The organism is Afipia sp. GAS231, assembly GCF_900103365.1.
Lineage (GTDB): Bacteria > Pseudomonadota > Alphaproteobacteria > Rhizobiales > Xanthobacteraceae > Bradyrhizobium.
The window spans coordinates 2,293,188-2,306,662 of the sequence record NZ_LT629703.1 but is presented as its reverse complement, the minus strand read 5'-3'; the positions used below and the strand labels follow the sequence as shown (position 1 = coordinate 2,306,662).

The window sequence follows — 13,475 nt, the reverse complement described above, 5'->3', positions numbered from 1 at the left end:
GCAGCCATCATGAGCCGACGAATACTGACAGCGGTCACTTTCATGCTAGTTGCCGCGACTGGCCAATCCCTCGCGGCGCCGAGTGTCTCGCAGATACTCGACGGGCTGTCTTCGATCCAGTTCGACAGTTCAACCGGCTTTGCCCTGGGCGATACGCTTGCCGTGACGTCTCCCTCTTCTCCGCTGCAACGATGCATGGATTATGACCAGGTCGCCGACGTCAAGGTCGATACGCCCGGATCGGTTTCCAGCAGCATGAACGTCTATATGGTCAAGACGCTCGACGACCTCGAACGCACGACGAATTTCAGCTTCTCAACCTCGGCGTCGATGGGTTTCGACTTTGGCAAAGCGCTGGGCGCCAAGGGCGACATGAACCAGAACGGCAAACTGGAGCAATTCGTTCACAACGAGAAACAGACCCTGCTGCTGATCATCGAGGCGACCGCTGACCAGGGCCGCGACTACATCTCCGATTTCAAACTTCGCAAGAAGTTTTCCGACCTGATCGCGGCAGGCAAGGTTCAGGACTTCATCACGCAATGTGGCACGCATTTCATTCGCGGCGTTTCGAAGCGTTCCGGATTGCGGCTCACCTTCAACATCACCAATCTCAACGAGGATTCGAAGCGGCTGATCTCGTATCACTTCGATTCCACCGGCAGTGCCAATGCGTCGATCATGGGCATCACCGCCAATGCCAAGGCCAGCGTCAGCGCCGACGTCTCCGACACGCTCAAGCTGGCGTCGAACTTCGGCAAGATCAGCTACGAGGTTCAGGCGACCGGAGGTCTCGGCATCGCGACGCTCGGCAAGACGCTGAAGGCGGCGGATCTGTCCAACCTCACCGATTTCAAGAAAATCATGGATGCGATGTCGGACGCGACGCAGGATTTCAGCGCGAAGAACGCCGCGCCCGACAAGTTCATCCTTGTAGCTCATCCGCAAATCAAGCCGACCGACTACAAGTTCGATCCCAAGCGATATGACGTGTTGGGACGGATCTACAAGGCGATCTTGCGCGTCAACGAGCAGGCTACGCTGTACGATGGCTACAAGACCGCAAACTACGGATTGTGGGACAAATATTTCCGGGTCTATACCGACAAGATTACCGCGTTGAAGACCACGCTGCTGAAGCAATACGTCGGTTGCCGCGATCAGGGGAAATGCGACGACGCGGTTCCCGATGCCATCGACGGACTCATTCTCACCGACGTCGCCTTCAACGGCAAGCTGCGTGCGACTTGTCCCTTGGGGAATGCGCAAAAGGCCAGGATCAACTCGCAATCTTCTTCGGCGATTGATTATCTTTCCATGGTCGCCATCGACTGGACCGGGCAAATCCGTTTCTTTCCCGACATCGATATCAATGGTGCGGAGCTTTACCGCATCACCCCGAGCCTAACTTTGGAGAAGCTACCGCTCGATGTCCGGAGGCAGATCACCTGGGAGGCGGACCCGAGCAAGACCGGCCAAGGTCGGGCGTTCGTGTCGGTCGCGTATCTGACCACCGACGTTTCCAAGGTTGTCAGCAATGGCGTTGTTGACGTCAATTATCTCACCGAATTCAGGAACAACGCTGCCCGCAGCATCTATTTCATTCGGCTCCCGCTGCTGGCCGGCTTCCAGGTCGAGGAGATATTCGGCTTCCCCGATATGAAGGGATGCAAGGTCATGGACGAGGCGATCGAGTAACTCTTTCCCAGTCGAGATCACTGTTCGGAAAATTTCGTGGGAGGCGTCGTTGCGCTACGTTGTTGGCATGCTGATGCTGTCCGTCGTCACTGCGTCGGCGGATGATGTGGTGTGGAAGTCCGAGGTGAAGACGTCACAGTTCGATTGCCGGCAGGGCGGCGCCGACAGGATCGTGATCGGTGGCGTCGTAAACCTGGTGCATCCCGATGATGCCGACCTGCGAAAACCAGCGAAGTACATTACCGTCATCTGTCCGAACCTCAGATTCGAGCCTTCATCGAAACTGACGAGTGATAGCAGTCTGGACATCGTGATCGCCGGCGTCGTTTCGGGAGCGGTGTTCATCGAGAGTACGCGCGGCAAGAAGGGCGAGGATGCTCCGCCGACGCCGGAGCGTTGGCAATCCTCGACCGCGGCCTCCGGAATCGCCGGGGCCGCCGGTGAGAAAGGAGAGGACGGGGCCGAATGCTCGGCGTTCGGTCATGGTTCCAGCCCCGGTGGTGACGGCAAGAAAGGTGGCCGCGGCGCCGACGGGCGCAACGGAGTTGTCGGCGCCGACGGATTGGCGGGAATGAACGGATCGAACATCCGGCTGGTTGCCGGCGCGTTCGACAAGGATGTGACGATCGAAACCAACAGCGTCGGCGGCGAAGGCGGGAGAGGTGGCGACGGCGGCCGTGGTCAAGATGGCGGCGCCGGCGGACCGGGCGGTCAGGGTGGAAACGGCGGCGACAGCAAAGGGTGTCACGAAGCTTCCCATGGCGGTAGCGGTGGAGCGGGTGGCGATGGTGGCAACGGCGGAAATGGTGGCGAGGGCGGTCGGGGTGGTGATGGCGGTCACGGGGGTGCCATTCGAATTGGCTTGAAGGTTGGAAGCGAACCGCCGGGCCTGCCAAAATACAACGTCGATGGTGGCGCAGGCGGATTCGGAGGTCTGGGAGGTCAGTTAGGTATCGGCGGAAATCGCGGTGTGCCCGGACAGGGAGGACGTGGCGGCAAGGGCTCCAATGTTCCGCTTTTTACCCACGATGATGGCTCAAATGGATATCAAGGTCCAAACGGAGCTGAGGGAAAAGCCGGAGGAAATGGACCTACCGGAAGAAGCGCCGACTCCGGAATGTTTGGAGACAGAAAGCTCGGCACCGTACTTGAGATCGAGGCCACCAAGTAGAGTCCGGCAACAGACTGTCGATCGGCCATCGACGGATTCGACAAGAAATATAGTCGGCCACGAAGGCGCCCACACTACCGCCACGCCAGAAGCAGGATGACCAGCACGATCAGGCCGGCCGACAGGCTTTTCCAGAATATCAGGGGATCGCGATCGTAGAGTGACCGCCGGGCCGTTGCGGCAGGCTTCGCCCACATCGCGCCATTCTCCAGCTCATGCGAGAACTCGATGACGTCGCCGAAACGTTGCGCCGGGTCGACGCTGAGCGCCTTGCCGATGACGGCATCGAGCCAGGCCGGCAGGTCGGGGCGATAGCGCGCGAGTGGCGCCGGCTTGGTGAAGCGGGGCCGCGAGAACGGCTCGATCTCGCCGTAGGGATAGGCGGCGGTGAACGTCCGGTACACGGTGACGCCGAGCGCATAGAGATCGGAGAATTCGTCGCCGGGCCGGCCGCCGAACAGTTCGGGCGCCATGTAGCTCGCGGTGCCCGGAATGTCCTGCGCCGGAAAATCCTCCAGCAGCGGCACGCGCGCGACACCGAGGTCGACGAGCCGCAACCCGCCGGCCTGCAACAGGATCACATTATCAGGCTTGATGTCGCGATGGATGATGCCGGCCCGATGCAGCGTCGCAACCGCGCGCGCCAGTTTGGTCGCAATCCCGATGCCTTCAGCCAGCGACAGTTGCGGCGGGCGGTTGAGCCGCTGCTCCAGCGTCTCACCTTCGTACAGCGGCATCACCGAATAGAGCCGTGTCTGCCGTTCGGCGGGCAGTTCGATGATTTCTCCGATCCACAGGCTGCGCACGCGGGCCGCAACCCAGGCCTCGCGGACGAAGGCGAGGCGATAGGAACCTTCGCTGGCGACACGCGGATGCGGAAATTTCAGCACCACGTCGCGTCCCTGCGGCCGGTCGATCGCCTTGAACAGCCGGCTGTAGCGGCCATCCGATAGGATGTCGCCGAGGACGAAATCGTCGACGACATCTTCCGTTTGAGGCAAATCCAGGATCGGAAGCGTCGCGATCGAATGGGTGAGTTCGTCGCGGTCGGCCGGCGGCAGGTCGACGACATCGAGCACCAGCGCGGTCATGTTGTCGCTCGAGCCGGCGTCCAGCGCCGCGTCGACCAGCGCGCGGGCGGATTCTTCCGGCGAAGTGCGCTCGCTCAACAGCGCCTGCAGGCGATGATCGTGCAGCACGCCATGGACGCCGTCGCTGCAGATCAGGAGCCTGTCATGCTGCCGCAGTCCGACGGTCGAATAATCGAAACGCGCAAAATCCTCGAAGCCGATGGCGCGGTTGAGGAGGTGGGCGAGGTCGCCGCGTCCGGCGATGTGATCCTTAGTCAGCCGTTCCAGGCGGCCTTCGCTCAGGCGGTAGGCGCGGGTATCGCCGATATGAATCACGTGGCATTGCCGCCGCGACAGGATCATCGACGAAAAGGCGCAACTCATGCCGCTGAGCAAGGGGTCGATACGGCCCTGGGTATAGATCCAGTTGTTGACGGCTTCGAGCGAGCGTGAAGCCCGGCGCCGCGCGCCCAGCGTTTCCGGCAGCGAGTAGTAGGCGTCGATGAAACTGCGGATGGCGAGCTCGGCGGCTTCGCGTCCGCCCTTGTGGCCCCCGACGCCGTCGGCGACGGCGGCGACAATGTCGCGGTTGGCCGCACCGGTTTGGCCGAGGCAAACCCCGACATAATCCTCATTGCCGGATCGCTTGCCGGTCTCGCTGACGAAACCGACCCGAACCCCGAGATTTCGTTGCGAACCTATCGTCACCCGCGAGACCGCCCAAGGAATGGAGCGCGTGCCGTCAGACCCGCGCTCCCGACGCGGCGCCCCAGGTGGTGCGCCAGCGGACCTTGACCATGGCAAGTCCGAGGAATCCAAGCAACGCCAGCGCGCCAAAAAACAGAAAACCTGCGCCGAACCCGCCGGTCATTCCCTTGGCGATGCCAAGCGCCTTGGCAAGGAAGAAGCCGCCGACGCCGCCGGCGCAACCGACCATGCCGGTCATCATGCCGATCTCGTGACGGAAGCGAAGCGGAATGAGCTGGAACACCGCGCCGTTGCCCATACCCAGCGCGAGCACGCCGATCGAGAACAGCAGCACCGATATCCAGGCGATGCGCGGCATTTCGGTGAGCGCCCAGCCTCCGGGGCTCGATGCGGTCGGCCCTTCTGGCATGAAGGCGATGACGACATAGGCCGCCACGACCACGCCAAACAGCATCGACAACGATCGGATGCCGCCGATCCGGTCGGCGATCAGTCCGCCGACCGGCCGGAAACCGGATCCGAAGGCAACGATCAAGGCCACCAGCATCCCCGCGGCCACGCCGGACACGTGATACTGCACGGTGAAATACAGCGGCAGCGCATTGGCGAGCCCGACGAAGCCGCCGAAGGTGATGAAGTAGAAGAACATGAACCAGCGGCTGTCGGGATCGCGGAACAAGGTGCCATAGGCCTTGAGCGAGACCGGCTTGCGCTCTCCCGGCGCATCCTTGGCCGCAAAGGCGTAGTAGGCCAGAATCAGCAGCATCGGAATCAGCAGCACGCCGAACACGGTCTGCCAGCCGTAATGCTCGGCGATCGATGGTGCCAGCAGCGTGTCGAGCACGACGCCCATATTGCCGGCGCCGGCGATCCCCATCACCACGCCCTGATATTGCGGCGGATACCAGCGGCTCGCCTGCGGCAAGGCCACCGCGAACGAGGCACCGCCGATGCCGAGTGCAAGACCAAAGATCTCGACCGCCAGCTTGCTCGGGAGTCCGAAACGCCAGACCCATACGGTTGCCGCGATGACGACGAGTTGGGCGATGATGCCGGTCCGCTTGGCGCCGATCAGATCGGCGAAGATGCCCATCGGGACCCGCAGCAGCGCGCCGGCCAGAACCGGAATCGCGACGAGCGTGAATTTCTCATCGACGGCAAGGTTCATGTCGCGCGCGATGTAGACGATCAACGGACCAAGCGCGACCCAAGCCATGAAGCTGATGTCGAAGTAGAGAAACGCAGCCAGCAGCGTCGGCCAATGGCCGGCCTTCTTAAATTCAGCGAGCTTCATCAAGCAGCCTCGAGCATTGGCGCGGGATGACGCGCGCAAATGCGCGGCGATCTCGGCACAAAGGGATAAAATTTTGGAAGCGAGATCATCTCATCGTTGAGATGCATCCGGGCTTGATGTCAGCAATTCATGTGCCAAAAAATCACGCGCGCAACTTCGCGAGTAATCGCAGTGCCTTGTGACGCGCGGATGATCTGGAGCGAAGACGGCCATTGCTCCGTTTGTCGGCAAGTGCAGCCACTCGAACGTGCAGCATGGTGTTTTATTATGCGGCGTTGAACGTCGGTCCGAAGGGTTCCTTCGAAACCTGTTCTGCCGCTGGGTTGCCGATTCCATAGGCAAAAAGGCCGCCGAACCGCGGATAAACGCTCGCGTTATGCGCAAGGGATAGTCTTTCGGGCTGATATTTTGGGCATTCCCGGATGAGCGGCAGGCTTCGCGCCGCTCGAAAACGTCGGCTGTGACGGTGGCACGTCTCTTGAATAGTAGAATTCATCGATCGTCATAGCCGACGATTACTCGCCCGCTGATGGGCACTCCCCAACCATTAACAATTTCTTGCCAATCGACGGCGCGCATCCGCGTCGCCGAATGGCGCCCATCGGATCAAAGTCAGAAGGCGGATCATGCTCGAGAAAGTCAGCAAGCAGAAGTTGGTGGTGATCGGCAACGGCATGGCGGGAATCCGCACCGTGGAAACGCTGCTGGAGCGTGCGCCCGATCTTTACGACATCACCGTCTTCGGTTCCGAGCCGTACGGCAACTACAACCGGATCTTGCTGTCGCCGGTGCTGGCGGGCGAGAAGACCGTTGACGACATCATGCTCAACACCGTGCAATGGTACGACGACAACGGCATCACGCTGCGCAAGAACGAAATGATCGTCATGATCGACCGGCGCACCTGTGAAGTCGTCACAGCGGATGGCGCGCGGGTGCCCTATGATCGCCTGCTGATCGCCACCGGCTCCAATCCGATCATACTGCCCATACCGGGCAAGGACCTGAAAGGCGTCATCGGCTTTCGCGATATTCAGGACGTCGAGCGCATGGTCGAGGCCTCGACCAGCCACAAGCATGCCGTCGTGATCGGCGGCGGCTTGCTTGGTCTCGAAGCCGCCAACGGCCTGATGAAGCGCGGCATGAACGTCACCGTCGTGCATCTGCTCGACACGCTGATGGAACGTCAGCTCGATCCGGTGGCGGGCGGAATGCTGCGCAAGTCGCTGGAAGAGCGCGGCATGGTGTTCAGGATGCCGGCGCAGACGCAGGCCATTCTGGGCGAGGATCATGTCACCGGCGTACGCTTTGCCGATGGCGAGGAGATTCCAGCCGACCTGGTGGTGATGGCCGTCGGCATCCGCCCCAACGTCGAACTCGCCCGCAAGGCCGGCCTCTATTGCGAGCGCGGCATCGTCGTCACCGACACCATGCAGACCTATGACGGGCGCATCTACGCGGTCGGTGAGTGCGTGCAGCACCGCCGCCAGGTCTACGGCCTGGTGGCGCCCCTGTTCGACCAGGCCAAGGTTTGCGCCAACCACCTCGCCATGAAGGGTTTTGCCACCTATGACGGCTCGGTGACCTCGACCAAATTGAAGGTGACCGGGATCGATCTGTTCTCGGCCGGCGATTTCGCGGCTGGTCCGGACAGGGAAGAGATCGTCCTGCAGGACGCGACCCGCGGCGTCTACAAACGCATCATCATCCAGGGTAAGAAAATCGTCGGCGCCGTGCTCTATGGCGATACGGTCGACGGTCCCTGGTATTTCCAGCACTTGCGCGACGGCACCGACGTTTCGCAGATGCGCGAGCGGCTGGTGTTCGGTTCGGCCAATCTCGGCGACGGCGGCCATAGCGGCCAGAACTCGGTCGCCGCCATGAGCGACGAGGCCGAAATCTGCGGATGCAACGGCGTCTGCAAGGGCACGATCGTCAAGGCGATCAGCGAAAAGAAGCTGTTCACGATCGATGACGTTCGCGCCCACACCAAGGCATCGTCGTCGTGCGGCTCCTGCACCGGGCTGGTCGAGCAGGTGCTCGCCTTTACGCTCGGCGGCGACTATTCCGTGGCGCCGAAGGTCAAGCCGATCTGCGCCTGCACCGATCACAGCCACGACGACGCACGCCGCGTCATCGTCGAGCAGGGATTGAAGACGATTCCCGATGTCATGAAGTTCATGGACTGGAAGACGCCCAATGGCTGTCACTCGTGCCGGCCGGCGTTGAACTACTATCTGGTCTCGCAATGGCCCGGCGAATATCGCGACGACGCACAGTCGCGCTACATCAACGAGCGGGTTCACGCCAACATCCAGAAGGACGGCACCTATTCGGTGGTGCCGCGGATGTGGGGCGGCGTCACCACGCCGGACGAGCTTCGCGCCATTGCGGATGTCGCGGACAAATTCAAGATTCCGACCGTCAAGGTGACCGGCGGGCAGCGCATCGATCTGCTCGGCGTCAAGAAGGAGGATTTGCCCGCGGTCTGGGCCGACCTCAACGATGCCGGCATGGTGTCCGGCCACGCCTATGCCAAGGGCCTGCGCACGGTGAAAACCTGCGTCGGCTCGGAATGGTGCCGCTTCGGCACCCAGGATTCGACCGGCCTCGGCATCAAGATCGAAAAGTTCATGTGGGGCTCGTGGACGCCGGCCAAGGTCAAGCTCGGCGTGTCCGGCTGTCCGCGCAACTGCGCGGAAGCCACCTGCAAGGATGTCGGCGTGATCTGCGTCGATTCCGGCTTCGAGATCCATTTCGCCGGCGCCGCCGGCCTTCATATCAAGGGCACCGAATTTTTGGGCAAGGTCGCGACCGAGGAGGAGACGCTCGAAGTCATCTGCGCCCTGACCCAGCTCTATCGCGAGCAGGGCTGGTACCTGGAGCGCATGTACAAATGGTGCGACCGGGTCGGTCTCGATGCCATCCGCAAGCAGGTGGTCGACGATCTGGCCAACCGCAAGGCGCTGTTCGGCCGCTTCGCCTATTCGCAGCAATTCTCGCAGAGCGATCCCTGGGCGGAGCGCGCCCGACGTGGCGTCGAGAGCAATGAATTCAAGCCAATGGCTGAGTTGGAGCTGGCATGACAAACTGGATTGAAATCGGATCGTTGAACGATATTCCCGTGCTGGGCTCGCGCGTCGTGCGAACGGCGGCTGGAAATATCGCGGTTTTTCGCACCGGCGACGACGAGGTATTCGCGCTCGACGACCGCTGCCCGCACAAGGGCGGGCCGCTGTCGCAGGGCATCGTGCACAACAAGCGCGTCACCTGTCCGCTGCACAATTTCGTCATCGATCTCAAGAGCGGCGTGGCGATTGCGCCCGACGAGGGATGTACCCGCGCGCATCCGGCCAAGGTGGAGAACAACACCGTCTGGCTTTACGTCCAGACGGCGACCGCTGCTGCCGACTGAGGGTGATCGCGCGTGCCCGTGAAGACAACCTGTCCGTATTGCGGGGTCGGCTGCGGCGTCGTCGCCGACAAGGATGCCGCGGGCGCAGTCACCGTTCGCGGCGATCCGCTGCATCCGGCGAATTTCGGACGGCTGTGCGCCAAAGGCTCGGCACTGGCCGAAACCATCGGGCTTGAGGGACGGTTGCTTGAACCCGTGGTCAACGGGCAGCAAGCGACGTGGGATACAGCCCTTGATTTCGTTGCGGAGGGTTTTAGCCGGACCATCCGGACGCACGGGCCGGATTCGGTCGCGTTCTACGTCTCCGGTCAGATTCTCACCGAGGACTATTACGTCATCAACAAGCTGGCGAAAGGTTTCGTCGGCACCGCCAATATCGATACCAATTCGCGGCTGTGCATGGCGTCCAGCGTCGCCGGCCACAAGCGGGCGTTCGGCAGCGATACCGTTCCCGGCAGTTATGAGGATCTCGAAACCGCCGATCTGCTGGTCCTTGTCGGCTCCAATGCCGCCTGGTGCCATCCGATCCTTTACCAGCGCATGATGGCTGCAAAGGCCAACAACCCCGCCTGCCGCATCGTCGTCATCGACCCGCGGCGGACAGCGACCTGTGAAGGAGCCGACCTGCACCTGCCGCTTCGGTCCGGCAGCGATTCAGTTCTGTTCAACGGCCTGCTGGCCTATCTGGCACGCACCGATGCCGTCGATAGCGCCTTCGTGCGCGGCTGCACCACCGGCGCGGAAGCAGCACTGCGAGAAGTTGCCGGTCAGACCGTCGCGCAAACCGCTGCTACCTGCGGGCTCATGGAAGGCGCCGTCGAACTGTTCTTCGGCTGGTTTGCCAGAACCGAGCGGGTCGTCACGCTGTATTCGCAAGGCATCAATCAGTCGAGCAGCGGTGTCGACAAGGTCAATGCGATTATCAACTGCCACCTGCTGACGGGGCGGATCGGACGGCCCGGCATGGGGCCGTTCTCGCTCACCGGACAGCCCAATGCCATGGGCGGACGGGAAGTCGGCGGGCTCGCCAACCAGCTTGCCGCCCATATGGAGCTCGATAACCCGCAGCATCGCGAACTCGTCCAGCGGTTCTGGCATTCGCCGGTCATGGCGGATAAAGCCGGCTTGAAAGCCGTCGATATGTTCGACGCGATTGCGGACCGGCGCATCAAAGCGGTCTGGATCATGTCGACCAACCCGATCGTCAGCATGCCGGATGCCGATCGCGCCCGTGCGGCGCTCGATGCGTGCGATCTCGTCGTCGTCTCCGATTGCGTGCGGCACACCGACACCACGCGCCATGCCAATGTGCTGCTGCCCGCGCTCACCTGGGGCGAGAAGGACGGCACCGTCACCAACTCCGAGCGCCGCATCTCCCGGCAACGATCGTTCCTGCCGGCGCCCGGTTCGGCGCGCGCGGACTGGCGGGCGGTCTGCGATGTCGCCCGTCGCATGGGGTTTTCCGGATTCGAACATCAGAACGCTGCCGCGATTTTCCGCGAACACGCCGCGCTCTCCGGCTTCGAGAACCACGGGATGCGCGATTTCGATTTGTCCGCATTGAGCACGCTTGACGACCGTGCCTACGATGCGCTCGCCCCGATCCAGTGGCCGGTGACGCGGGAGTATCCGACCGGCACGCCGCGGATGTTCGAACAACGCGAATTCTTCACGCCTGACCGCAAGGCCCGTTTCATATCGGTAACGCCGCGTCCCGCCGTGAACCCGACCAGCCGCGACTATCCGCTGGTGCTCAATACCGGGCGGGTCCGCGACCAGTGGCACACCATGACGCGAACCGGAAAGTCGCCGCGGCTGATGGCGCACACGTTCGAGCCTTGTGTCGAATTCCATCCCGACGATGCGCGCCAGGCCGGTGTCGATAATGGCGGGCTGGCGCGGCTGACCAGCGCATGGGGCGAGATGGTGGCGCGGGTTGTCGTGACCGTCGAACAGCGGCGCGGCTGCGTGTTCGTGCCGATGCATTGGAACGGCGAATTTGCCGGCGAGGGCCGGGTCAACGCCCTGGTCAATCCCGCCACCGATCCGATCTCCGGGCAACCGGAGTCAAAGCACACGCCGGTCAGGGCCGCAGCCTACTTGCCGAAATGGCATGCCTTCATTCTCAGCCGCCAACAGATCGATCGCCCCGCCGCAGGTTACTGGGTCAGCGGCCTTTCCGGAACCTGCTGGCGGATGGAGCTCGCGGGCGACGAACGGCCGCCGAGCTGGCGTGACTGGGCGCGGGCGCAGCTTCGCGTTGGACCCGAGATCGAATGGATTGCCTATCGCGATCCAAATGCCGGACGCTATCGCTACGCGGCCGTTCGCGACGGCCGGCTGGAAGGCTGCGTGTTCATCGCGCCCGACCACAAGCTCGTCTCGCGGTCGTGGCTCTCAGGACTGTTTGCAGACCAGGTGCTGTCGCCGAATGCGCGGGCGTCGCTGCTGATCGGACGACCGCATGACGCCGGCCAGGACACCGGGCCGATCGTCTGCTCGTGTTTTAGCGTGGGGCAGCACCAGATCTCGGCCGAAATCCGCAAGGGCGCAACCAGCGTCGAGGCGATCGGACGGCAACTGAAAGCCGGGACCAATTGCGGCGCCTGCAAGCCCGAGATCGGAAAGCTGCTGCGGAGCGCGACCAGCCCGGTTTCGCAACCGGCCTGAGAGCCAATTCACGGTCATTCGAAGGATTGTCGCTGCGCGGCTCCCGGCGCTTCCGGCCTCAGATAAACGATCAAGCAGCAACAACACAATCCGAGCCCGACCAGCGGAAATTTCAGCGCCACGGCGGCGGCCACGGCGAAAACACATAATGTCACAACGGAGCGGATGCGCATGGTGCGGCGCTCGCCGGCTGAAACCTCGTTGAGCGGAATTCGCCCCATCAGCTCCCAGATCAGGGCGACGTAGGTCGCGTTCACGAGGAAGAAGACCGCCGCATAGAAGGCCACAGGCTGCGGTGCCAATTTACTCACGGCCATCCAGGCGGTGGAGAGCGGCAGCAGCGACACGGAAAACAGATGGGCGAAATTGAACCAGATCAGGCGCGGCGTCGCGTCGGTGGCGTAGTGCATGAGATGGTGGTGATTGGCCCAAACGATCGCAATGAAGAGGTAGCTCACGGCATAGCTGAGCCCTGTCGGCCAGAGCGACAGCAGCGCATTGAACGTCGGAAGCTCCGGCGGGCGCAGTTCAAGAACCAGCACCGTGATCAGAACGGCGAAGACTCCGTCGGAAAATGCGCTCAGTCGCTCCGGGGTCCGTCTCGCGTGTGGCATGGCTGTCACCCCTTCGATTCGATGTCCTGCCGAATTCAGAAGGCTTGGTTCGTCCACCCGTCAGATCGACTTGACCTCGCCACCATCCATCCGCAGCGTCGAGCCTGTCATCCAGCGCGCACCCGGCGATACCAAAAAAGCCATCAGTTCGGCAATCTCTTCCGGCTCGCCATAGCGTGTGATGCCGGCATCCTGCGGGAATTTCGCCGTCGCCTCCTCCACGCTCATGTTGTGCAGCGGCGCCCAATGCGCGAGGTAGGAGCGGCGGCGGCCGGTCATGACAGGGCCGGGCAGAACGCTGTTGACCTGGACGCCGTCGGTGATGCCCCGATCCGCAAACGCTTTGGCGAGTGCCACGATTGCGGCGTTGATCGTCCCGACCGCCGCGTAGGACGCCTTGGGAAACAGCGCCGAATTTCCCGACATCAGCACAACCGAACCTTTGGCTTCTTTTAATGCCGGCCATGCCGCGATCGTCAGCCGGCGGGCGCCGTGGAGCTTGAGAGCAAGGCCGCCGTCCCATTGCGCGTCGGTCATCTCGAACAGGTCGATCTGCGGCACCGCGCCGGCGATGTTGAGCAGGGCATCGATCCGGCCGAACTTTGCGAGGGTCTGATCGACCACGCTGTTCGCCGCCGCCACCTCGGCAAGGTCGATGTCGATGACGAGCGGTTCGGCGCCAGCCGCCTTGACTGCTTCCGCCGTCTTTTCGAGATTGAGACGGTCGCGCGCGGCGAGAACGACAGAGGAAAAATCCCGCGCGAGACGGATGGCGGTGGAACGGCCGATGCCCTGGCTCGCGCCGGTGACGATGGCGACTGATTTCGACATGTGA

The 13,475-nt window shown here is 62.5% G+C and carries 9 protein-coding genes; 5 read left to right on the top strand and 4 right to left on the bottom strand.

From position 1 onward, the window contains the following. The first annotated feature begins 9 nt into the window (after nucleotides 1-9). Both BLS26_RS10955 and BLS26_RS35650 read left to right on the top strand, forming a co-directional pair. Nucleotides 10-1,698 carry a hypothetical protein gene (locus tag BLS26_RS10955; protein WP_157676405.1) on the top strand — a complete coding sequence of 563 codons (1,689 nt, stop codon included), beginning with the start codon at nucleotides 10-12 and terminating at the stop codon, nucleotides 1,696-1,698. A gap of 49 nt (nucleotides 1,699-1,747) precedes the next feature. After that, entirely contained in the window at nucleotides 1,748-2,869 is a 1,122-nt protein-coding gene (locus BLS26_RS35650) for a hypothetical protein (RefSeq protein WP_157676404.1), read from the top strand. 74 nt (nucleotides 2,870-2,943) lie between these two features. Here the strand turns inward: BLS26_RS35650 and BLS26_RS10945 are convergent, their stop codons facing one another. Both BLS26_RS10945 and BLS26_RS10940 read right to left on the bottom strand, forming a co-directional pair. Next, entirely contained in the window at nucleotides 2,944-4,647 is a 1,704-nt protein-coding gene (locus BLS26_RS10945) for a bifunctional protein-serine/threonine kinase/phosphatase (protein WP_092510937.1), read from the bottom strand. A gap of 34 nt (nucleotides 4,648-4,681) precedes the next feature. Further along, complete coding sequence (locus BLS26_RS10940; protein ID WP_092510935.1) at nucleotides 4,682-5,941, bottom strand: NarK/NasA family nitrate transporter; 1,260 nt, start codon at nucleotides 5,939-5,941, stop codon at nucleotides 4,682-4,684. Nucleotides 5,942-6,567: 626 nt separating this feature from the next. Here BLS26_RS10940 and nirB point away from each other — a divergent pair. The 3 genes from nirB to BLS26_RS10925 are packed head-to-tail and all read left to right on the top strand — an operon-like array spanning nucleotide 6,568 to nucleotide 12,026. Beyond that, nucleotides 6,568-9,027 carry a nitrite reductase large subunit NirB gene (nirB, locus tag BLS26_RS10935; RefSeq protein ID WP_092510933.1) on the top strand — a complete coding sequence of 820 codons (2,460 nt, stop codon included), beginning with the start codon at nucleotides 6,568-6,570 and terminating at the stop codon, nucleotides 9,025-9,027. Then, nucleotides 9,024-9,356: a nitrite reductase small subunit NirD gene (gene nirD, locus BLS26_RS10930; protein WP_092510931.1), complete on the top strand. Its 333-nt coding sequence runs from the start codon at nucleotides 9,024-9,026 to the stop codon at nucleotides 9,354-9,356. Before nirB ends, nirD begins: the two co-directional genes overlap by 4 nt. Nucleotides 9,357-9,368: 12 nt before the next feature. After that, nucleotides 9,369-12,026, top strand: coding sequence for a nitrate reductase (locus tag BLS26_RS10925; protein ID WP_092510929.1), 2,658 nt, complete (start codon nucleotides 9,369-9,371; stop codon nucleotides 12,024-12,026). 14 nt (nucleotides 12,027-12,040) lie between these two features. Here the strand turns inward: BLS26_RS10925 and BLS26_RS10920 are convergent, their stop codons facing one another. Both BLS26_RS10920 and BLS26_RS10915 read right to left on the bottom strand, forming a co-directional pair. Next, nucleotides 12,041-12,697 (bottom strand): TMEM175 family protein, encoded by a 657-nt coding sequence (locus BLS26_RS10920; protein WP_244541907.1) that lies wholly within the window; start codon nucleotides 12,695-12,697, stop codon nucleotides 12,041-12,043. A 3-nt stretch (nucleotides 12,698-12,700) separates the two neighbouring features. Next, a complete protein-coding gene (locus tag BLS26_RS10915; protein WP_092510921.1) occupies nucleotides 12,701-13,471 on the bottom strand; it encodes an SDR family oxidoreductase in 771 nt (256 codons plus the stop codon). Nucleotides 13,472-13,475: the final 4 nt, after the last annotated feature.